Source organism: Chitinophagales bacterium (genome assembly GCA_017303835.1).
Classification (GTDB): domain Bacteria; phylum Bacteroidota; class Bacteroidia; order Chitinophagales; family Chitinophagaceae; genus JAFLBI01.
The window spans coordinates 426609-449724 of the sequence record JAFLBI010000001.1 but is presented as its reverse complement, the minus strand read 5'-3'; the positions used below and the strand labels follow the sequence as shown (position 1 = coordinate 449724).

General features: G+C 41.6%; 20 protein-coding genes and 1 tRNA gene. 8 read left to right on the top strand and 13 right to left on the bottom strand.

The window, feature by feature from the left end; genetic code table 11:
• Nucleotides 1-74: 74 nt before the first annotated feature.
• A complete protein-coding gene (locus J0L83_02020) occupies nt 75-827 on the bottom strand; it encodes a LexA family transcriptional regulator (GenBank protein MBN8663318.1) in 753 nt (250 codons plus the stop codon).
• A 97-nt stretch (nt 828-924) separates the two neighbouring features.
• Between J0L83_02020 and surE the strand changes: the two genes are divergently transcribed.
• Both surE and J0L83_02010 read left to right on the top strand, forming a co-directional pair.
• Complete coding sequence (gene surE, locus J0L83_02015) at nt 925-1698, top strand: 5'/3'-nucleotidase SurE (protein MBN8663317.1); 774 nt, start codon at nt 925-927, stop codon at nt 1696-1698.
• A 1-nt stretch (nt 1699) separates the two neighbouring features.
• The gene (locus J0L83_02010) at nt 1700-1993 is read left to right on the top strand and encodes a hypothetical protein (protein ID MBN8663316.1); all 294 of its coding nucleotides are present in this window, start codon (nt 1700-1702) and stop codon (nt 1991-1993) included.
• A gap of 30 nt (nt 1994-2023) precedes the next feature.
• Here the strand turns inward: J0L83_02010 and J0L83_02005 are convergent, their stop codons facing one another.
• On the bottom strand, nt 2024-4102 hold the full coding sequence (locus J0L83_02005) for an energy transducer TonB (GenBank protein ID MBN8663315.1): 2079 nt from the start codon (nt 4100-4102) through the stop codon (nt 2024-2026).
• A 4-nt stretch (nt 4103-4106) separates the two neighbouring features.
• Nucleotides 4107-4469 (bottom strand): BlaI/MecI/CopY family transcriptional regulator, encoded by a 363-nt coding sequence (locus tag J0L83_02000; protein MBN8663314.1) that lies wholly within the window; start codon nt 4467-4469, stop codon nt 4107-4109.
• A gap of 141 nt (nt 4470-4610) precedes the next feature.
• On the opposite strand from J0L83_02000, the gene lpxB reads away from it, so the two are divergent.
• On the top strand, nt 4611-5708 hold the full coding sequence (gene lpxB / locus J0L83_01995) for a lipid-A-disaccharide synthase (protein MBN8663313.1): 1098 nt from the start codon (nt 4611-4613) through the stop codon (nt 5706-5708).
• On the opposite strand, the gene J0L83_01990 is transcribed toward lpxB, so the two are convergent.
• A complete protein-coding gene (locus J0L83_01990) occupies nt 5701-5877 on the bottom strand; it encodes a hypothetical protein (protein MBN8663312.1) in 177 nt (58 codons plus the stop codon). The two genes, lpxB and J0L83_01990, sit on opposite strands and share 8 nt — an antisense overlap.
• 409 nt (nt 5878-6286) lie before the next feature.
• On the opposite strand from J0L83_01990, the gene J0L83_01985 reads away from it, so the two are divergent.
• The 3 genes from J0L83_01985 (at nt 6287) to J0L83_01975 (ending at nt 6987) form a co-directional block, all read left to right on the top strand.
• Nucleotides 6287-6360, top strand: a tRNA-Ala gene (locus tag J0L83_01985).
• Between the two features lie 39 nt (nt 6361-6399).
• Nucleotides 6400-6648, top strand: a complete 249-nt coding sequence (locus J0L83_01980; GenBank protein MBN8663311.1) for a GIY-YIG nuclease family protein — start codon at nt 6400-6402, stop codon at nt 6646-6648.
• A gap of 90 nt (nt 6649-6738) precedes the next feature.
• A complete protein-coding gene (locus J0L83_01975; GenBank protein MBN8663310.1) occupies nt 6739-6987 on the top strand; it encodes a GIY-YIG nuclease family protein in 249 nt (82 codons plus the stop codon).
• Between the two features lie 167 nt (nt 6988-7154).
• On the opposite strand, the gene J0L83_01970 is transcribed toward J0L83_01975, so the two are convergent.
• The 9 genes from J0L83_01970 to tgt form a co-directional block, all read right to left on the bottom strand.
• Nucleotides 7155-8051: a PorP/SprF family type IX secretion system membrane protein gene (locus J0L83_01970; GenBank protein MBN8663309.1), complete on the bottom strand. Its 897-nt coding sequence runs from the start codon at nt 8049-8051 to the stop codon at nt 7155-7157.
• A 238-nt stretch (nt 8052-8289) separates the two neighbouring features.
• On the bottom strand, nt 8290-13452 hold the full coding sequence (locus J0L83_01965) for a gliding motility-associated C-terminal domain-containing protein (GenBank protein MBN8663308.1): 5163 nt from the start codon (nt 13450-13452) through the stop codon (nt 8290-8292).
• 48 nt (nt 13453-13500) lie between these two features.
• Nucleotides 13501-13998 carry a fasciclin domain-containing protein gene (locus J0L83_01960; protein MBN8663307.1) on the bottom strand — a complete coding sequence of 166 codons (498 nt, stop codon included), beginning with the start codon at nt 13996-13998 and terminating at the stop codon, nt 13501-13503.
• Nucleotides 13999-14241: 243 nt separating this feature from the next.
• A complete protein-coding gene (locus J0L83_01955; GenBank protein ID MBN8663306.1) occupies nt 14242-14892 on the bottom strand; it encodes an NAD(P)H-binding protein in 651 nt (216 codons plus the stop codon).
• A 42-nt stretch (nt 14893-14934) separates the two neighbouring features.
• Nucleotides 14935-16380, bottom strand: a complete 1446-nt coding sequence (locus J0L83_01950) for a hypothetical protein (GenBank protein ID MBN8663305.1) — start codon at nt 16378-16380, stop codon at nt 14935-14937.
• A gap of 93 nt (nt 16381-16473) precedes the next feature.
• Nucleotides 16474-17214: a hypothetical protein gene (locus J0L83_01945; protein ID MBN8663304.1), complete on the bottom strand. Its 741-nt coding sequence runs from the start codon at nt 17212-17214 to the stop codon at nt 16474-16476.
• A gap of 161 nt (nt 17215-17375) precedes the next feature.
• Nucleotides 17376-18701: a citrate (Si)-synthase, eukaryotic gene (locus tag J0L83_01940; protein MBN8663303.1), complete on the bottom strand. Its 1326-nt coding sequence runs from the start codon at nt 18699-18701 to the stop codon at nt 17376-17378.
• A 115-nt stretch (nt 18702-18816) separates the two neighbouring features.
• Nucleotides 18817-19908, bottom strand: a complete 1092-nt coding sequence (locus J0L83_01935; protein MBN8663302.1) for an LptF/LptG family permease — start codon at nt 19906-19908, stop codon at nt 18817-18819.
• Nucleotides 19909-20113: 205 nt separating this feature from the next.
• Complete coding sequence (gene tgt, locus J0L83_01930; GenBank protein ID MBN8663301.1) at nt 20114-21253, bottom strand: tRNA guanosine(34) transglycosylase Tgt; 1140 nt, start codon at nt 21251-21253, stop codon at nt 20114-20116.
• Nucleotides 21254-21335: 82 nt separating this feature from the next.
• Here tgt and J0L83_01925 point away from each other — a divergent pair, with 82 nt between their 5' ends.
• Both J0L83_01925 and rsmG read left to right on the top strand, forming a co-directional pair.
• On the top strand, nt 21336-22466 hold the full coding sequence (locus J0L83_01925) for a glycosyltransferase (protein MBN8663300.1): 1131 nt from the start codon (nt 21336-21338) through the stop codon (nt 22464-22466).
• A complete protein-coding gene (rsmG, locus tag J0L83_01920; GenBank protein MBN8663299.1) occupies nt 22457-23080 on the top strand; it encodes a 16S rRNA (guanine(527)-N(7))-methyltransferase RsmG in 624 nt (207 codons plus the stop codon). The genes J0L83_01925 and rsmG overlap by 10 nt, the downstream gene beginning before the upstream one ends.
• The last annotated feature ends 36 nt before the right edge of the window (nt 23081-23116 follow it).

Sequence of the window (23116 nt, the reverse complement as noted above, 5' to 3'; positions counted from 1 at the left end):
AGGTTTTTAGATGGATGGCAAAAACAAAGGATTCCCTGTTAATACGGGGAATCCTTAGGCATATTTAAGGTAACTTAATTGAGCTTTTTCTTGAGCGAACTCACTTGCTCCTGCAGGTTGTTTACCATACCAGCCAAGGAGTTCACATCCCAGCGGTTGGCCATATTGGCTTTCTGCATGATGTAAACAGCCTTCCATGCTTCGAGCACTTCATCTGTACCTACCTGATATGGCTCGTATATTGGGTTATCACTTACCAGCGTAATCTTATTCTTTTGTCGATTATTGCGCAGAATACGCTTATATACTACCCCTTCATTCTTAGTCAGCACCACGTAAGTATTGCTATTCTTGACTTCTTCAAGGTCTTCCACTTTCTCACCAACAATTACAGAACCGCTAGGTGTAGGCAACATACTATCGCCAATAATCTCGAAAGCACGATAACTGCCAGGAGCCAACATAGGCAAGGTGAAGGTATTGAGCTCATCCAGAAAATCAGGATCGGCGTAGCCAGCCAGATAACCGGCAGCAGCTTTTACAGGTACAAACTGAATACTGACACTATCTGCAGCCATCTTCAGTTTGCGACGCTGCTCTAAGTAACTACCGCCCTTGGCTTCGGACAGGTCTTTCAGTAATAAATCATCCAGTGTGTACTTAAAGATAGCAGAGACAGCTTCCAGCACTTCCAGCTTGGGTTCTGCCCTCTCTTCTTCATAGGCGCCGATAAGTGAACGCTTTACTTTGAGTTTGTTGGCAAACTCTTCCTGCGTCCAGCCTCTCAGCTTACGGAGATAGCGAAGATTTTTTCCTGCGTAACTCATGACTAACTGATTTAGTGCAAAATACTAATTTTTTTAGCTTAACCAAATATTTTTACACAAAATTTTTTAGCAGCCTGTTTTTGCAGATTTTTGGTGCATGGCAAAAAAGCAAGTTCCAGTTATCCTGATCACAAATGATGACAGCATTCACGCCCCCGGATTACACAACCTCGTTGCAGCAGTTAAAGACCTTGGCAAAGTAGTAGTAGTGGCCCCTGAAAAACCACAAAGCGGCATGGGCCATGCAATTACTATAGGACAGCCACTGCGCTTACAAGCTGTTAGTTTAATGGATGGTGTAGAAGCCTACAGTTGTAGTGGTACTCCGGTTGACTGTGTGAAATTGGCCGTAGACAAAGTATTGCATAAAAAACCGGATATCTGCCTGAGCGGTATCAACCATGGCGCCAACCACTCTATCAATGTTATTTACAGTGGTACGATGAGCGCAGCGCTGGAAGCTTCTATTGAAAACATTCCAAGCATAGGATTTAGTCTACTTGATTTCAGTATGGAAGCAGATTTTTCAGGCGCACAACACTATGCTCGCTTACTCGTACAACAAATTCTCGGTAAGAAGATAGATAAGCATCTCTGCTTAAATGTGAATATTCCGGCGATACCAAAAGAACTGATCAAGGGTTTTAAAGTCTGCAAGCAGGCTTATGCCAAATATGACGAAGACTTTGTTGCGCGTAAAGATCCACATGGTCGTAAGTACTATTGGCTTACCGGCGAGTTTGTAAATTTCGACAAGGCCAAAGACACAGATGTATGGGCACTTAAAAACAATTACGTAAGTGTAGTACCTGTGCAGTTTGACCTAACCAACTATGTACTCAAATCCAAACTAGCAAAAATCATCCGCTAATATGCTGAAGAAAGACAATCTCTATTTCGGATTGATACTTGGTTTTCTGGCACCAGTACTAGGTATGCTTGGCTTTTATTTCTGGAAGTTTCGCTCCATTGGTTTTGGCGAGTTTCTGGCATACATGCTACAGTGGAAATCATTACTCACCTCTGTGGTGAGCGTTTCACTCATTGCCAACGCAGTGGTATTTACTATCTATATTAATAAGCATATTGATAAGACTGCGAGGGGGATTTTTATTGCTACTTGCATTTATGCGCTGGCTGCAGTTGGTATAAAGTTTTTCGCATAAAAAAGGGCCTTTCGGCCCTTTTTATTTCAATCAATCTTCTGATACAACGAAAGTGATATTTTGCTTCATCCAGTATTTGACATTTTTTCCATTTTGTTTGGCCGGCATCCAACCAGGGCCCTTTTTAATCAAGTTAACAGCTTCTGCTGCTGTGCCATAGCCGGGATCGTTCTCTGCCTCTACATTACTTATACCACCCTGTTCATCTACTATGAATCTTACTGTAACACCATATTGACCTGGAGGTGCTCCATTTTTGACTGGGACATCGAAACCTAAATTACGCTCAAGGTATTTCTGCCAAGCTTCCTTACCGCCTGGGAATGAAGCTGGCTCTTGCACTTTAGTGAATATTCTGTCGTAAACCTCAATAGGTTTATCCTGCTCCTTTGCTACAATGGGAGCCGGTAGTGGAGGTGGCGGCGGAGCAGGCATGGGTAGTTTTCCATATTTCTTTACTGCCCTGTTCTTACTGGCTTCACTGGTTAAATCATAACTTTCTTCAGTACCATCTTTTAATGCTACAATCATGCGCAAAGGGCTATGTTTCCAGTATACCTGCTTTATCTGAGGGTTTCTTTTCTGAAAATCTTTCACACCCGCGGGATCGCTGGCTACCACTTCAATTGTTTTCTTATCCTTTGTAAAAATTTCAACAACACCTCTTATGCCTTCTTTACCATACTTTTCAACTGCTTTTTCATTTTTAAGCACATTCACTGTAGCAATATTATTTGGCTCAATTTTATTTAATGCTGCTATATGCTTTAACCTAATTCCATTAAGATAATAAAGAGGTTGTACATCAGGAGAGCTAGGGACAATAATTTCATTCAACCTAACAGGTCTAGATGTATCAACTTTCTTAGCCTCTGAGTCATTCAAAATAATATCCACTACCCCATCGCAAGCCTGCTGACCAAATTTTTCAATAGCAATTTCACCCCCATATATATTCACACACTTCACCGCTGCCGGATTCATTGATAATGCTTGCTGCTCACTTACTTCCTTACCATTAACCTGATAAATAATGTTCTTACCAAACCCCAGTGAGTCTTTGAATGTTTCGTAAAGTGATTTCTTATCCGCACTTAAGAAAAAGGTATTAAATGAGCCATAAATACTCACCACTTTAGGTTTCTTCAAATCTCCAAGACTATCAGATAAAGCTGCGTCGTTAATAATGTAAGCAGCTTGTTGTCTTGCAATATCACTCTCCTGCGCTCTGGTACTGATTCTGAAAGAAAAAAACAAAACAATGCAGATGGAAATCGGCAATACAACCACTCTTCTGAAATAAGAGAACCGCGGATGATTATTTTTTGTCAGCATTAGTATTCTTCGTTTTATGGGTGAAAAAAAGAATGAATGAGTTAACAATGTTCTTTGCTGAGGATAAATAGCCGTTAAGAGCATACTGGCCAATGCAGCTGTATCTCCATCGCGCACAGCTTTTTGATCAGCAATAAACTCATGAATCATTTCCAGCTCTTTTTTGATCAACCAGAGTATAGGGTTGATCCATCCAAACACCAACAATAACTGAATCAATAATTTATCTACACTATGCCATTCACGCACATGCGTTAATTCATGTTCCAGCATGCGTTGACCATCTTCACTACGCAGATCTATATCCGTGTGCCAGAAAATGTATTTGAAAAAGGAAAATGGTGTACCCTGCACTTGGGTCATGATGATATACACATCCTGTATCTTTCTGCAAGCATGTTTGTTGAGCAGTAACCTTATTTTCAAGATAGCACGAAACAAGCCAAGCATTAATAAGCTTGTGACAACAGTATAAACTATCCAAACAATTTCCTCCCAACCTAAATGAAAGCTAGCCGACTGAACAGTGGTCTCCCAATAAGTTTGCTGGTCTGCCACTACCGTCATCAATCGGTACACATCACCTGTATCTTCATCAGGAACCTGCAACTGGATTCGCACCAGGGGTATTACCCAACATAATACAGCTATGGAGAGCAGGTAAAAGCGGTTATACCGGTGAAACCTTTCATTGCGCAGGAATAACCAGTAATAGCCCATCAGCAATACGCTGCAGATCATCACCTGCAGCAGGTAGTAGGCAATGGCTTGCATAAAATTATTTTTTAGCGTTTTTCATTTGTTGCAGCAATAACTCCAGTTCCTTCACACTAATTTCTTTTTGCTTTACCATAAAAGAAACCGCGTCTGCAAAAGAGCCTTCAAAATAACCTTCCACCAGATGGCGCATGGTATGCGAAGAATATTCCGCCTTACTAATCAGCGCATAATACTCATGCATCCTTCCCACCTGATTAACACCCACATAACCCTTATCTACCAGAATTTTTAAAATGGTGGCTACGGTATTCTGATGTGGCTTGGGCTCAGGCTGTGCTTCAACGATCTCGCGCAAAAAACCTTTTTCCAGCTTCCAGATACTCAGCATGATCTGCTCTTCTGCTTTGGTCAATGTTTTCATAATTGGGGGTTATTTGATAATCGAATGTAAAACTATATTTTTAGTTTACAAACTATTTTTTTAGTTAACTGATTTTTTCTTTCTATATCCAGGTCTGAAAAGCCTTTGATAAAACCTATTTTAGCAGCTCAAATCAGTACCATGCGTTATTACGTGATCGCTGGTGAAGCCAGCGGCGATTTACATGGAAGCAACCTGCTCAAAGCTTTGCATTTACAAGATGCGCAGGCTGAATTCCGCTGTTGGGGCGGAGATATGATGCAGGAGGCAGGTGCTGATCTGGTAAAACATTATCGCGATCTGGCTTTTATGGGCTTTGCAGAAGTATTACGCAACCTACCCACCATTCTCAGCAACATCAAATTCTGTAAACAGGATATACTGGCCTATCAGCCTGATGCATTGATACTGATTGATTATCCCGGTTTTAATCTGCGTATCGCCGAATGGGCGAAAGCGAAGGGTTTCAAAGTGATTTACTATATCTCTCCACAAGTATGGGCCTGGAAAGAAAAGCGGGTGGTTAAAATGAAACAATGCATCGACAAGATGCTGTGCATACTCCCCTTCGAGCAAGATTATTACAAAACCCGCTGGAACTGGGAGGTGGAATATGTTGGGCATCCACTTGTAGAAGTGATTAATCAGAAACTTGCCGAGAAAAGCATCCATAAATCACCTGTTGTTGCATTACTTCCCGGCAGCCGTAAGCAAGAGATTCTCCAGAAACTGCCCATTATGCTCGAAGTGAGCAAACATTTTCCAGAACACAAGTTTGTTGTGGCACAAGCCCCCGGGCAAGACAGCAGTCTGTATCAACCGCTGATGGCAGGCTATTCAAACGTTGCAATTGCCGTTGGCAAAACCTATGATTTGCTATTAGAGTCCAAAGCTGCATTAGTCACCAGCGGAACAGCCACTTTAGAAACGGCCCTATTTGGCGTACCTGAAATTGTGTGTTATAAGGGAAGTCCAATTAGCTATGCCATTGCAAAACGGTTGGTAAAAGTGAAATACATTTCGCTTGTCAACCTGATTATGGACAAGCTGGTTGTAAAAGAATTAATACAGCAGGAACTCACAACTGAGAATCTCGTTCAGGAACTCAGAACAATTTTGTACGATGTAGATAAACGGGCAGCCATTCAGGAGGACTATACACACTTAAAAGCATTACTCACCAAAGGTGGCAAAGCTTCAGAACAGGCTGCCAGCTCTATTTATCATTGGCTTACTTAAAAAGCGGTAAAATCACCAGCCTTACTAGAATGATGATCACAGCAATCAGGAACATGATTAGTGATATCCTGTTCATGCCGTGCATATACTTCATCCACTGGGTTCTTGGTTCATTTGGATCGCGCTTCTTGATGTAGAGATATTCTGCAAGTTGACGTAGAATGCCCATAAAAAACTTTGTATAAAGGTAACAGCTCTGTGGGCATAAAGTTGCAGGTAAAAAAGGACTAAATATTTTTGGACAAAACACCCCAAGGCTTACTTTTGCACTCCTCTGAGTGTAACAGTTTGTTGCCCTTAGAATGTTCTTTATCTACGGGGAATTAGCTCAGCTGGCTAGAGCGTCCCGACCACATGTCGGGAAGGTCACAACTGAATTAATTTCTCATTCGTTCTTTATCCTTGGGGAATTAGCTCAGCTGGCTAGAGCGTCCCGACCACATGTCGGGAAGGTCACAACTGAATTAATTTCTCATTCGTTCTTTATCTTTGGGGAATTAGCTCAGCTGGCTAGAGCGTCCCGACGACATGTCGGGAAGGTCACCACTGAATTAATTACTCATTCGTTCCTTATCCATGGGGAATTAGCTCAGCTGGCTAGAGCGCTTGCATGGCATGCAAGAGGTCACCGGTTCGACTCCGGTATTCTCCACAATCTGCCCAACCCTCAAAAAAAGTGTTGGGCTTTTTTATGCCTTTTATCGTCTACATCATTTATTCAAAATCATTGGACAGCTTCTATGTTGGCCATACTGCCAACTTAGATGACAGACTATTTCGACACAACAACTCAGGTAGTAAATCCACTAAAAAAGCAAAAGACTGGATACTTGTTTATCAAGAGGCTTTCCCAACAAGGGCTGAAGCAATGGCTAGAGAAAATGCAATCAAGAAACAAAAAAGCAAAACCTTCATTCAACAACTCATCAACACTAAATAGAGCGTCCCGACGGCACGTCGGGAAGGTCACCGGTTCGACTCCGGTATTCTCCACTTTCAGCCCAACCCTCAAAAAGCGTTGGGCTTTTTTATGCCTTTTATTGTCTATATCATTTACTCAAAATCATTGGACAGCTTCTATGTGGGCCATACTGCCAACTTAGATGACAGACTATTTCGACACAACAACTCAGGCAGTAAATCCACTAAAAAAGCCAAGGACTGGATACTTGTCCATCAAGAGGCTTTCCCAACAAGGGCTGAAGCAATGGCTAGAGAAAATGCAATCAAGAAACAAAAAAGCAAAACCTTCATTCAACAACTCATCAAAACCAAATAGAGCGTCCCGACGGCACGTCGGGAAGGTCACCGGTTCGACTCAGGTATGCTACACAATAAACTGACTTAGAAAGTTGAATATTCTACCCTTAAATTGGTTCAATAAAAAGGGCCCCACACACTTCTGCATGGGGCCCTAATAACCACCTCTCCAAAGTCATTTAAATCTTAATATTTTTTATTTAAATCAATCATCAATCCTACTTCGTATTGCTGACTAGCAGTGTTAGCAATCTTATGATTGGTTGAATACATTACATTTATTCCGCCCAGGCCTTCTTTATAAATACCCAAGCCACCACGGATATTACCAGTACTTTGATACATACCCATCACCTTAAACATATGATCATAATCTGCTTCGAACCCAGCATCAAATACCGGCGCTGTTTTTCTATACATTCTACCTATTATCATTGGCTTAATTTGCATTTTACCTAAATCATCTACTGCAATATTGTAAGAGATTGCTGCCTGACCAACTGCCAAATTACCAATCTCATCACCACCTTTTAAGTTCTTCGCCAGTCTGAATACTGATACAGCTATATCAAGATTATCATGCATATATACCGCACCAAAATTACCGTCATACTCTATTTGACTGTTTACTTGCTCAATAACCATTGGATCATGCGATGCCGCATCACCTAATTTGGCATAATCCAATCTATCGCTACTCATAGAAAATGAAACACCCAAACGCAAAGCCTTACCTTCATTCAAACGAATATTGTAAGCATAAGAAAGCACACCTAAAGTCCTATTCAAAATACCGCTTTTATCTGCCATCAATTGAACACCTGCAGATGAGTTTGCGCCAAAATTAAACTCGCCTATAATATTGGTTAGAACAGGGGCTCCGTCAAAACCAATCCAACTTCTGTTTTGCATTGCATACACCCTATTACCTTCAGCACCAGCATAGGCTGCATTCCACAAAGACTTACTGGCAAAATACTGGCTCATGCTGTTTTCTGTCTGAATCTGCGCGGATACACCCGGTAAATTTGTTACAAAAAAAGCAATCACTGTTACGAATCGGAGGTAGTTATTTTTTCTCATAAAAAGGCTTAAACGTGAAATCTTGGAGGGTTGCAATTGGCTACTTATTTAGTAACCTTTTGACGACATAAAATTCCCAAGAATCATTAGCCTTACTTATCATGAATACTGCCATATGTCTGTAGGGGGACAACTACAACACCATTAAAATTCTTGACATAAAAAGACCGCTTCTAGACAGAAGCGGTCTTTGGCACAGTATCACCACAATACCATGTGCCAACTAAGCCATAAAAAATTATCGAACAACGGTTATTGAACCACGTTTTACTACTTGTCCCTTTACTGTTAATACATAGAAGTAATTGTCTTTAACAAGCAGTGCACCATTTACACGACCATCCCAATTATTGCGATAATTAACTGCTTCGTATAGCATTTTACCTGTTCTATCAAACACTTGAAGCTTATTCTCTGGATATAAATCGATATTGTCTATGACAAACTTATCGTTACGTCCATCTCCGTTTGGCGACAAAACAATCGCAGGCGCTATAGTAATATCTTCATTTACATCTACTTCATAGCTACCTGTGGTTTTACAACCGTTAGGATCAGTCATTGTAACAGAATAGGCAGTTTTGGCAAATACCCTGGCTACAATCCTGTCTCCATTCAGACTTGTCAAAATACCAGGTACTGCATTCCACTGATATGCAACTGAATTTCCGAAAGCCCGAATAGTTACATTAGTTCCTTTTGCCACTTTTGCATAATCTGGCTCTACCCTAACTGGATTGATCGTGTGTTCCGTCAACATACCATCGCCATAACTGATGACATAATCCTTCGCCTCCGCCGCAAACGGCCTGATAATATACGCATCTTCAGCAGATGAAGCACTAATCAATTTATACTCAGGTTTACGAGATATGGCTGTAACGTCATCGTTTCTAACAAAACCAGTAGCTGTAAATGTAAATACAGGATTAGGCGAGTTGTTACATTTCACTTTATTATCTGCTACAAGGCTCAATGGTGCTTTTGCTACATTCAACTTAATATCCTTAGAATTTGATGCATAATTCTCAGTTTCTACTTGCTGAACTGTAATTACAGCCTGACCCGCACCCACGATAGATAATGTTGTACCAACAATTCGAGCAACTGAAGTATTACTTGAAACAAAACTATAGCTACCCATACTTGCTGAACTCGCTTTCAACTCAACATCTGGATCCCCATAGTTTTTGGAGATGTCTTCTATTGCAATGGAAGCTTTTTGCTTAGCGATTGTAATTGTAGCAGAAACTTGACTAGCCAAATAGTCACTTGTCTCCTGCTGACTAGCAGTAATCGTTGCACTACCCGCGCCTACTATGGTCACAGTACTACCACTAATGGTTGCCACACTCGTATTATTACTGCTGTAAGTAATGGCACCGGTGCTATTGCTTGTTGCGTTCAGGCTGAAGCTAGCATCGCCATAAGTCTTGGTCATATTACCCAGACTGATTGTTGGGCTCGCTTTGCCTACTGTCAGACTAGCTGTAGTCGTTCCGGCATTATAGTTTGCATCAGCTACCTGACTGGCGGTAATCGTTGCACTACCTGCGCCAACTATGGTCACTGTGTTGCCACTAATCGTAGCGACACTTGTATTACTACTACTGTAAGTGATGGCTCCTGTGCTGTTACTTGTTGCACCAACACTAAACGGCGCATTACCATAAGTCTTGGTCATATTACCCAAGCTAATTGTTGGGCTCGCCTTGCCTACTGTCAGACTAGCTGAAGTCGTTCCGGCATTATAGTTCGCATCAGCTACCTGACTAGCGGTAATCGTTGCACTACCTGCGCCTACTATGGTCACTGTATTGCCACTAATCGTAGCCACACTCGTATTACTACTGCTGTAAGTGATGGCACCTGTGCTATTACTTGTTGCGCTCAGGCTGAAGCTAGCATCGCCATAAGTCTTGGTCATATTACCCAAGCTAATTGTTGGGCTCGCCTTACCTACTGTCAGACTAGCTGTTGTTGTTCCGGCATTATAGTTTGCATCAGTTACCTGACTAGCGGTAATCGTTGCACTACCTGCACCAACTATGGTTACTGTGTTGCCACTAATAGTCGCCACACTCGTATTACTACTGCTGTAAGTGATGGCACCTGTGCTATTACTTGTTCCGTTCAGGTTGAAGCTAGCATTACCATAAGTCTTGATCATATTACCCAGACTCATTGTTGGACTGGCCTTGCCTACTGTCAGACTAGCTGTTGTTGTTCCGGCATTATAGTTCGCATCAGCTACCTGGCTGGCGGTAATCGTTGCACTACCTGCACCAACTATGGTCACTGTGCTGCCACTAATAGTCGCCACACTCGTATTACTACTGCTGTATGTGATGGCACCGGTGCTGTTGCTTGTTGTGTTCAGGTTGAAGCTAGCATCACCATAAGTCTTGGTCATATTACCCAAGCTTATAGTAGGATTAATCTTGTTTACAACTAAAGTTGCTGTTACAGATTTTGCATTAAAGTTGCCGCTTGAAGCCTGACTGGCGGTAATGGTAGTATTACCTGCACCAACAATAGTTATTGTACTACCACTAATCGTGGCAACGTTTGTATTACTTGAGGTATATGTTACTACACCACTACTATTACTATTTGCAGATACTGTAAATGCATTATCGCCATAATTTTTAGTTATATCTGCGAGTGTAATAGTTGGATCAACATTTAAGTTCACTGTTGCGACAACTGCAGTTCTTATTGGAGAACTACATCCATTTCCTATGTTACGCGCAGCAGCATAGTATGTGGTTGTATTATTTAAGGATGGTGTAGTGTAGCTAGTAACGCCTTGCCCACCTGTAAGTACCGACCCACCAGTAGCAACAGCATACCAATCAACAGTTGATCCAGCAACTGGAGTAGCTGAGAGCACCAGAGCACCTTCCCCAACACGTGAGGCACCTGTACCAGTTGGTGCCGCAGGGGACGCAGTAACACTCATTGTAACTGGTGCAGCTGAAGCTGGATTACCAATAACACAAGACTTATCTGATGTTAAGGAAACACCAATAATATCACCATTTACAAGCGTAGTAGTGGTATAAGTGGCTGCCGTTTCACCAGAAATAGTTGTTCCGTTCTTAGTCCAAGCATATGTTGGCGATGAGCCTCCATTTGTAGGAGTAGCCGTGAATGTTACACTCGTACCAGCACAAAGTGTACCGATAGGACTAGCAGCCATGCTAACTGACACCGTACTACTTGCAGTAGTGACAACTGAAACGGCATTGGTTGTAGCTGTAAGCACTGTTGGTGAACAGGTAGAAGTTGCTACAACATAATAATAGTTTGTACCTGCAGTAGATGCATTAAATGAATAACTATTCGTAGTAGCACCACTTATTGCAGTACCACCGGTATTACTATTTGTTGTATTCGAATACCACTGATACGTTAAGTTAGTACCAGTAGCCGCCATTGAGAGGTTTACAGTTGAACCCTGACAAATACTCGCTGCTGTTGGCTGTGCACCAATACTTACTGCAGCTCCAGACACGGTTAATACCGCAGCATTAGAAGTTGCAGCTGGCGAACAAGTACCAGACACCAAACAACGGTATTGATAATTATTTACGCCAACAACTGCACTTGAAATAGTCAGTGTAGCAGTAGTGAAATTGCTATACGTAACACCATCCGAAGGCGTTGTAGCAGCCGTAATATTCGTCCAAGTAGAACCATTTGTACTACGTTGCCACTGATAAGTTAAACCCGCTCCTGATGCAGAAACTGTGAAACTGGCGGAAGCTCCTGTACAAATACCCACATTGGATGGATGAAAATCTATATTAGGCAGTGCATTAACTGCTAAAGTAGCTTCTGCACTCACTGCTTCTAAACATGATCCATTCTGTACCCTTACACGATACAGGGCACTTTGTGTTGGATTAGACTCTGTATAAGTAGTCCCTGTTTGCCCTGCAATATCTGACCAATCCTGACCACCATTATAAGACCTTTGCCAAGCGAGAATACTACCAGTCTTACCAGAATTCGTCAATGTAACACTTGTACCTGCACAAACACTTGTGTTAGGGTTTGTAGTGATAGTACCACCCGCACTTGGTGTAGAAGCAATGATATTAAGGGGTGTAGAAGAGGGACTACTTGTACCACAACCATTTTTGGCAACTACAGAAATACTACCGCTTCCTGCACCAGCATTAACAGTAATTGACGTAGATGTACCTCCACTAACAACAGACCAACCCGATGGAATCGTCCATGCGTAAGAAGTTGCATTTGCTACCGGACTAATCGAATAAGTTATATTGGTTGAGTTATTGCATATGGATGTTGGACCACTAATGGCACCAGGTGCAATAGGCACTTCTGTTTGCGACTTTACATATAGAGATCTTGTTTGCACACTACCACACGACTGAGAAGGCGTAACAGTAATATAGCCGCTATTATTATTTGGTGTAACGGTTATTGAATTTGATGTTGAACTACCCGTCCAACCAGAAGGCAATGTCCATGTATAAGAAGCATCAACAATTGGAGGTGTTGAATAAGTAAAACTACCTGTATTACAAATATTGGTTTCACCGGCAATTGATCCCTCAGAACAACCATCGTTTCTTAAAGCGAAATAAGCATAACCATAGTGACCACTTTGAGAACAACCTTCTGATTCAAACTCAATAATTATTGTTTTGCCAGCATACCCAGCAATATCTACTGAAGCTTCAGCCCAGTTCTTATAATATAACCCCGAACTAACTAAAACAAAACCTTGATTAGTTCTTGTCGTTGCATCTGCAGGCACGAAATATTGAACTGAAGCACACTTAATGGTATCCTGACCTACAGGTTTTGATGGATCACGAACGGTTGCTGTAAATCTAGGTTGTTGATCCCACGCGTGACCTGGGTCCTGCAATACCAATGCATAAGCATAAGTTATTGTATATGCCTGAGAGCCACTAGGCACGTTAACCCGATATGCCATCTTACGCAAACGTTTACCAGTTAGACTACTACCAAGTTTAATAGAGTAATCATACTGATACCCATTTATATTGGGCACTGTTTTAATTGCTGTAGCGATAGGATCGGTGGATTGAGCTGCACCTTGATTTCGAAATATAGTAATAGCCTTCTCGGTGCTACTTGCTTCATTCAAACTCTGCATTGAGGTGATCGTAGCAGGTGGTGTATTAAATGATGAGTTAATTGGATTTGTTGCCCTAGCACCGTTATACGTACCAAGGTACAATGACCAATAAGAAAGGTTATTGTAATTGAAAGTCAGGTTTTCTGCACATTGCGAGAAACCCCTTATCTGAAAAACAGACAAGAAGAATAATGTAGTAACAACGTATTTGCTAAAAGAGATAAAAGTTCTCGTATCTGAATTATCGTACTCACGTTTCATGGATTAGTCTTTAAATATTCGTAGAGAGATATAAGTGAAGTATGGTCCTTATTTTAAAAGTCCGGACACAAGGTGAATTACAGCTTTATTTATAAGAATGGTAGCTTCAATATTAGACTCGACTTTATCATCAACATTAATCAATATGTAAGGAGGGTTCTCCAGAAAAGTAAACTGCTGATTGTTTCTACCCTGCACCTTTAAACCTCCGGGACTTGCTTTAATATCGTTCATCAGCTTAGCAGATGAGAATGCACCCAAAACACTGTATGTTTTAGCAAATTGTGCTAGCGTCGATTGATTCTTATTGCTTAATCCATTTGCCTCTGTCTCAGGTAATTGAGACATCGCAAAATCGTTCGGTAAAAAAATTGTAATGGCTGTACCTGCATTAACCAAAGTGTTCAATTCAGAATGCTCATAAGCTGACAATGCTTTGGAATAATTTGTACGCTGATCAACAGTCATTTTAGTTCGCAAAGCAGACTGTCCAAATGCAAATCCTGCAAGGCTAAGGGTAATCAACAAAAAGATGATTTTTTTCATGGTGGTGAGTTTAAGTGTAATGGCTTAGTTACCATGCAAAACTATTCCCACCAAAGAGGTAAACCTGTAGTGATGCAACTACAAATCAAATTATTTGTAAAGAGAAATCGACATTTCGCCGAAAATGTACTACTGCAATGTGACAAAGATCACTAATGCAGAAGCTTATTTACTTTTAGCAGAAGAAACAACTATAACAAAATAAGCAAGCAGCAAATGAAATACAATCAACGAAAGCATCAATTAACCTACGCGCGTTGCAATAGCAGAATTCTCTAATACTGATATATCTGTTCCATTAAGTCCAACCTTAAACATCACTGCCGCTAAATCAGTAGATCGAATACTGTATTGATTTCCAAACAAACGAACTAATGGATAAAGAAAACGGAAAACACGATAAGCAAAATTGGGTTCTTTACGTGCTATAACCGGATAAATATATCCGGGACGAAAACTATAGAACTCAAGGTTCAATGCAGTAACACCATTCTCAGCTATTCCTTTATACAATGCGAATGGTGTTTTACTTTTTTCAGTCCTGTCTGCTCCCGCTCCACTCAATAGACAGAATCTTGCTCCCGGGCTTTTGTCAGCTAACATTTGTGCAAATGCCAACACATAGTCAACAGTAATCACTTTCAGCATATCATTGCTTACCTGACCAGTGTAAGCGCCTAAACAGAAATAGGCTGCGCTTGCATCAGCAAACAAATCTGCATGACTAGTGAAATCATGGAAATCGTCCACCACTACCTCTCTAAGCTTATGATGTTTTTGTCCGCTCTGCTTACGCACAAAACTGACTACTTGCTTGATTGTATCTGAAGCCAAACATTGCTCCAAAATCAAACCACCAATCATACCTGTTGCACCTGTAAGCAAAACTTTCATACTGTTAATATAGTGCTTTAATCAAGCTTCTACTTAAGAAAACTATCGACGCTCTAAATCTCTACGTACGAAATCCACCCATTTAGTTTGATCAAGTTGATTCAATAAAATAGCTGGCTTGAAACCGGTTTGATCAATGGGGTGCTTACTAGTCCAGCTGGACTGAACAATAGGAATCGTCACAATGAATTTGCTATAAGGTAATGGTGTTGGATTAGACATGCCCTCATAATCCATCATACCAATTGTGGGAATACCGTAGGTAATTGTTTTTTTGCTCTGCTTAGTAAGCGAAAAGAAATACTCTGCAGAGCTGCCACAAAAATCATCCACAATCAATCCAATATGCTTGGGCTTTTTGATGATTGAATCCAATGGGAAGGTTACACCCGGTATAGGATAAAATGCTGCTTTGGTAGTAGGTAATTCCTGATAAGCTTTTTTATAGGCAGCTAGCACTGGTTCGGGGAAATATTTTTTATATTCATCCGGTATGGGTGCTGTTGCAAATGGCGCAAGGTCTGCCAACTTTGACTGTACATTCTCAGGTGTAACACGCAGATACGTATCATACTGTACTACGGGATTGGTCATGAAATAAGGCAGAAAAGCTACCCAGCCGGTATTACCGCCACCGTTACCGGTAAGATCAACAATCAAGTTATCGCAGCTGCGAAAAAGTGAATCATTTTGATTCACCAGTTGCTGTATCAAATCGTCATTACTCAAAAAAGTGGGCACTTTCAAGTAAGCCGTTTTATCAGATAGTTTTTTAGCAATGAGCCCATTTCGCCTACCCTTCCAAGTATTCAACTCTTCCTGTTCGGCCGCACTCATTTGACCCGGATAAACTTTTCCAAACAGGGCATCACTCCAAATTTTTAAGAGCTGACCACGTTGCTTTGCTGGGATATCCGTTGCAATCAAGCGATCATGCTCTTTCACCACAAATCCATTTTTAGCAGTTTGCAAAGTGAAGTAAACAAGTCCGACAGGATATTTAGTATTGGACGATACCAATACAACAGCTTTAAAAGTATTTCCCACATGCTTGCGAATACCGAGCTTAATACTACTGTCTGCATTTACCCATATACCCTCTATATCAGCCAAGGATTTTTTTGACAAAGACTGTTTAAATCCAGCTTCAGTTTCCTGCACCATTTCGTAACCACGCTCAATAGGGTAAACAAGGTTAAAATGCTTATCCTTAAAGAAACGGACATACTCCTTCAACACAGCAAAACAGGCTTTCGGGTTGTTTTCGTTTGTAGCTTTCGCAAGCAGATTATACTTTAATTGCTGGTAGGCATTGCGCGTTTGCTTATTCACTTTCACAGGAAAACCTGCATAATTTTCTTCTGTTTTTGCTATCAGCTTTTGCAGATTACTACTGCAATTACAAGTATCTGATTGCGCGAAAAGCTTAGCTGAATATATCAAAAAGAAAAAAGCCAGTACTGCAGAAAAAGATTTGATCATTTGCATGATTCTAAGATACTTGATCAATATAAACACTCCAAAAAGCAAAGCAGGGCTGTATTGAAACCCTGCTTTTAAAATAGCGCTTATTGAATCAAATTAACCAACAATTTTAATGTAGCCAGTTACCCTACGTTTCCGGTCATTATTATCGTAGATATTTACAGAAAAACTTGCTTCAAGAAACCGCAACTCGCTTGGACTTGACTTACTTACCTCAAGTTTATGTAGGGTAAAAGTAGAACCAAGCTGATCATCATCACTGATTGTTGTTACAAACCGAGGTTTTGAGTATGGATAACTATAATAAAATTCAATTTTGGATTTGGAGGGGTCATAAGCACTTAGCTCAATAACAACCCCATTCTGCCGATTAAAGCGTAAATAATCCATGGAATAAGGACGATCAAGAGGCGTCATATACACTGCAGAATCTTTAGGCACTAACCAAGTACTAATATCAGGAAACCAATTATTCATCTGGTTTCTTGCATATTTTCTCAAAAACTTGATCGTGATGTAACCGGGTCTTTTGCTGGAATCTAATTTATACGAGGCGGAAAGTGTAAAGAATCGTCCAAATAAGGTAGTATCCGGATCCTGCTTTCTATCTCCATTAGTTGTATCATTATATACATATACCGGCGCATTGAGAAAACCTCTGCTAGACTGATTATCACAAGTATACGTAATACCATCAATGGTATACGAACAGGAATCTTTTAAGGCAGTTTTACTAACCGTACTGAGTTCCTCACTTACCTGCAACTCTTTTGTACAGGATACAAGTGTACCGAATAACAAGATCAATATGATAGCCCTATTTAGTTGCAATGACATAGAATATAATTTGATTGATCACAATTATTTTATAAAACTATTTTCCATCAAATAAAATATCAAATCCTACATATCACCTAAAAGAATAACCATAACACAAGATCATTGCACAAAAAAGGGCCGCATAAGCGGCCCGTATATCAGATTGAATTAACAACTGCTTATTCGCCCCATACTTCACCCTTGCCATCCAGCCACTGCTTCACTAACTCTGTGGTAATAGACTTCGGTCTTTCCAAAGGCAGACCCAAAGCACGATCCCAAATCAAGCTCGCCATTACACCCAAAGCACGGCTTACTGCAAACAATACAGTATAGAATTCATATTCAACCATACCATAATGAACGAGTAAAGCACCACTGTGCGCGTCCACATTCGGCCATGGGTTCTTGATCTTACCCAACGACTGAAGAATTGGAGGTACTGTATCATAAATCTTCCAAACGGTGTTTACCAGTTTGTCATGTGGCATATGCTTTTTACCAAACTCCATCTGCGCCGTAAAGCGTGGATCTGTCTTACGCAATACTGCGTGACCATAACCAGGTACTACTTTACCGGAAGACAATGTTTTCTGCACGTAATTCGCAATCTGTTCAGTGCTTGGATCATCAGTTCCCAATTCCATCTGCATTTCAAAAATCCACTTGATTACTTCCTGATTCGCCAGACCATGTAGCGGACCAGCCAAGCCATTCATACCAGCTGCATAAGCCAGGTAAGGATCACTCAAAGCTGAACCAACCAAGTGGGTTGTGTGTGCAGATACGTTACCACCTTCATGATCGGCATGGATGGTCATGTATAAACGCATCAACTCACGGAAGCCATGGTCGTCATAACCCAGCATATGCGCCAAGTTACCTGCCCAGTCGAGCATACCATTCGGCTGAATATGTTCACCATTCTTATACTTACGACGATAGATATAGGCTGCAATACGTGGTAAGCGTGCAATCAGAATGACCGCATCATCAAAAGTGGGTTCCCAATAGTCCTTTTTATTGATACCCTCTGCATAGGATTTAGCAAAATAGCTTTCTGTCTGCAGCGCCATCACACCTGTCACAAACATGGTCATGGGGTGTGCTGTTAAGGGCAGTGCATCAATTGCTGCAAACACATGGCTTGGCACATGGCTTCTGCGCTGCAAGATGGCTGTTACGTGCTCCACATCTGCCTGCTCAGGCAATTCGCCCATGAGCATCAGGTAAAACAAACCCTCTGGCAATGGCTCAGAACCATGTGGTGATTTTGGCAGCTTTTCCTGCAACTCCGGAATGGAATACCCACGGAAACGAATGCCTTCCTGAGCATCCAGTAAACTGGTCTCGGTTACCAGACCGGTGATACCACGCATACCCTGGTACACTTGCGACAGGGTAACTTCTCCAATGATCTTATTACCGTGTTCTTTCAGCAAATTCTTGATCTCTGCGTTGGCGGCTTCTGACTTGACTTTAAACCGGTCTTTGATGATACCCATGACGTATATGTTTAGATATGATAGATTCCAGCAATCGTTTGTGCCGCGAAATTAGCACATGTTACAATGGATAACAAAAACCAGACCAGATCGTTTTGCGAAAGCAGAAAATATTCTATTTAGGCGCTTTCTGATAAAGCCTGTACAATACAAAAACAAAGATGAGATTGGGTATCCAGGCAGCCATTATCGGTGGCAGATTACCCTTAGTGGAGAAGATGGTAGAGAATCTATCAGCTAGGATGAATAAAGCCGCCGTTACAAAACCGATGGCCAAATGGCCCCCGCTTCCACCCCTGATCTTACGGCCGGCCACAACAGCACCAATAAGCGTGAGCAAAATTACAGTTACGCAAACCGCATCTCTGCGATAACGCTCCACTTTCAGCACATTCAGCCCCTCAGACCCGCGTAATTCCTCCAAACGGATAAATCGGTCTAATTCAGGCGTAGTCAGCTTATCCTTGGTGTATTTATCCCGGCTCAGATCGAAAGGCCGGAAATTGAAGTCCATAATCCGGGCATCTTTCATCGAAACCACTTCGTTCAATCCCTGAATATTTCTTTCAATCACATTTTCCAACTTCCATTTCCGTGTAGCAGTGTCCCATACGATCGCTTCTGCACGAATATTCTTCACTACCTGATTGCCTTTAATTGTACTCATGAAGAATGGTCCACCGCGCTTGGACAAAGTATCGTAGTAATTGATACCTGCGTAAGAGAAAGAATCGATACGTACATAAATATTGCTACTCGTATTCAGCAATTGCTGATAAGAAGAATTGCGGTCAATATAGTTGGCTTCGAAACTGCCTCTAATCTGATTGGCCTTAGGTACGATATACTGATTGGCAAACCATAAAACCAGCGCCAGCAACAAACCGCCTACCCAGTAAGGTCTTAACCAACGATTGAAACTGGTACCACTGGCCAGGATGGCGATGATTTCGCTTCTACCCGCCATCTTAGATGTAAAAAAGATCACTGAAATAAATACAAATAATGGAAAGAGCAGTGCGATAATATGCGGCACGAAACCATAATAATAATCCGTAATGATCCTGCTGGCCGGCAGACCCGACTTCACAAAATCATCTGTTTTCTCACTCACATCAATCACCACTGCAATTACTGCAAACAGCAAAATGGAGAACACAAAAGTGAAGATGAAATTTTTCAGTATGTACCAGTCGAGTTTCTTCATGCTCTGCCCAAAGATACAGGCAGTCAGCAGATTGGCAGCCAAAAAGCTGTTAAGCAGCACCTAAAAAAAATACACTCATCAAGATGAGTGCACTACTTACGGACTTCAGAGGTAACGGATTAAGTAAGTGATACGAATATATCAACCCATCTCAATCAAAATCAACTTGTGCGTAAGTAAACAAAGACTTAAAAGGTTATACACATCATAACCTGCGGCGCAAAATTTCCACTTGCTGAGTTTTCCAACTATGGAAATCACCGGCCAGAATATGTTTGCGGGCTTCACCTACCAACCAGAGATAGAAACTCAGGTTTTGTAAACTGGCTAATTGCATGCCTAATATCTCACCTGCCACAAATAAATGGCGGAGATAAGCCTTTGAATAAAACTGACTCAATTCATTGGGTAAACCCGGATCAACAGGACTAAAATCCTTTGCCCATTGCTTATTCTTGATATTGATCACACCCTGTGTGGTAAACAACATCCCATTGCGGCCATTACGGGTGGGCATTACGCAGTCAAACATATCAACACCACGGGCAATGCCTTCGAGAATATTCCAAGGTGTGCCAACGCCCATTAAATAGCGCGGCTTTGCCTCCGGCAGTATTTCACAGCAGAGCTGGGTAAAATCGTACAGCATTTGCTCTGGCTCGCCCACACTCAATCCACCAATGGCATTACCTACTGCACCTTTGGAAGCGATATACTCAGAAGATGCTTTACGCAAGTCTTCATAAGTACTACCCTGTACTATTGGGAATAAGTTCTGCGTGTAGCCATATTTATCTGGCGTTTCTGCTAATCGGTTGAAACAACGATCCAGCCAACGATGTGTGAGCTCCATGCTCTTTTGAGCATAACGGTATTCGCTGGGATAAGGCGGACATTCATCGAAAGCCATTATGATGTCTGCCCCAATGCTGCGCTGGATATCCATCACCGATTCAGGTGTAAACAGGTGGCGACTACCATCAATATGGCTTTGAAACAAAGCACCTTCTTCCGAAAGCTTTCTGTTCGCCGCCAGGGAAAACACTTGATAACCTCCACTATCCGTTAAAATGGGTTTGTTCCAGCCATTGAAACGATGCAGGCCACCGGCTGCCTCCAGCACTTCTGTTCCCGGTCTCAGGTATAAATGGTAAGTATTACCCAAGATAATCTGGGCCTGAACATCTGCATGCAGTTGTTGCTGCGTAACGGCTTTAACCGTACCCACTGTACCCACGGGCATGAAAATGGGCGTTTGAATGGACCCATGATCTGTTACAATGGTACCCGCCCTTGCAGCACTTGCCGCATCCTTACCTTCTAACGCAAATGTCAAAGCCGCCATGGGCGCAAAAGTAAGGCTTGGCTTTTATCCACATATTCACGATGCCAACTAAGTTGGCAACTGCAAGCATTATTTTTGCCCGATGATCGTGATACCTTCTTTTGTCTGGGATATCGTTTTGGCTGTTTTCTGTATAATCGTTGCCGTTCAGGTGTATTATTACCTGTTTTTCTTTAGAAGACTCGCATTCTATAAAGCACCTGAAAAACACGTGAATATGGAGCACCCGGTTTCTGTGGTGATCTGCGCCCGCGATGAGGCCGATAACTTGGTGAAAAACCTACCGGGTGTGCTGGTGCAGGACTATAAAACAACCACAGAGATTGTCGTGGTAAACGATAACTCTACTGATGAGAGTAAATACATCATTGATGAGTTTAAAAAATCGTTCAAAAATATCAACCATATTGAACTCACTCAGGAAGCCAAACTGATTTCAGGGAAAAAATTCCCATTGTCCATGGGTATCAAAAGTGCCCGACATGAGATGATTCTCTTAACTGATGCCGACTGTGTACCTGCCAGCGAACATTGGTTGCAGAAAATGCAAGACGCTTATCAGGACAATACTGAGATTGTACTGGGTTATGGCGCTTACCATAAAAAGCCGGGACTACTCAATAAACTGATCCGTTTTGAAACCTTCCATACTGCTTTGCAGTATTTCTCTTATGCCCTTGCGGGGAAACCTTATATGGGCGTGGGTAGAAACCTGAGCTATAAGAAAGATGTATTTCTGCGTAACAAGGGCTTCTCCTCCATCAACATGATTCCAAGTGGTGATGATGATTTATTCATTAACCAAGTAGCTACCCCAGATAACACAGCTATTGTGATTGATCCTGCTGCACATACTTTAAGCGAGCCCAAGCGCACATGGAATGATTGGATGAAGCAAAAATACCGTCACTATTCTACTTCAAGATATTACAAGGCTCAGCATCAGTTTCTATTAGGACTATACTCATCAAGTCTATTCCTGATTTATCCATTACTCGCTGTAAGCTTGATCTTTTATCCAATCTGGTGGATACCACTTTCTGTATGGGGTGTACGTTTTCTACTGCAAAGTTTCTTCTTGTTTAAGACGATGAAAAAACTGAATGAAGCCGACCTCTGGCCTTGGTTCCTCTTCTTTGATATCTGGATGTTTTTCTATACACTATTCTTTTTACCTGCACTATGGAAACGTCCCGCAACAAACTGGAACTAATAACCAAATATTTTGCTGATTTTACCGAGCATCAGTTACAACAACTGACTGCACTGGAAGAGTTATACAAAGAATGGAATAGCAAGATCAATGTAATTTCCAGAAAGGATATTGAAAGCCTTTACCTTAATCATGTATTACACTCATTGAGTATAGCGGCCGTGATTCAATTTCAACCGGGCACACGCATTGTGGATATTGGCTGCGGTGGCGGTTTTCCTGGTGTACCTCTGGCTATCTTTTTTCCTGAGGTGGAGTTTCATTTAGTAGACAGTATTGCCAAGAAATTAAAAGTGGTTGAAGCGGTTTGCGAGGGTGCGGGCATCCAAAACATCACTACGCAACACACCCGCGCAGAAGAAATCAAAGGACGCAAATTCGATTTTGCTGTTTCACGTGCAGTAGCACCGCTGAAAGATTTATTGCGCTGGTCATACCCTCTGGTTGAAAAAGGTCATAAACAAGAACTGGCGAACGGTCTCATTTGCCTCAAGGGTGGCGATTTAACACAAGAAATATTTGATTCAGGCGCAAGGCCCGGCGTGGTATCAATAACCAGCTTATTCAAAGAAGACTATTTCCAAGAAAAATTTGTGCTTCATGTAGCACGATAAAAAAGGCCTCCATTGGAGGCCTTTTCATTGAATTAG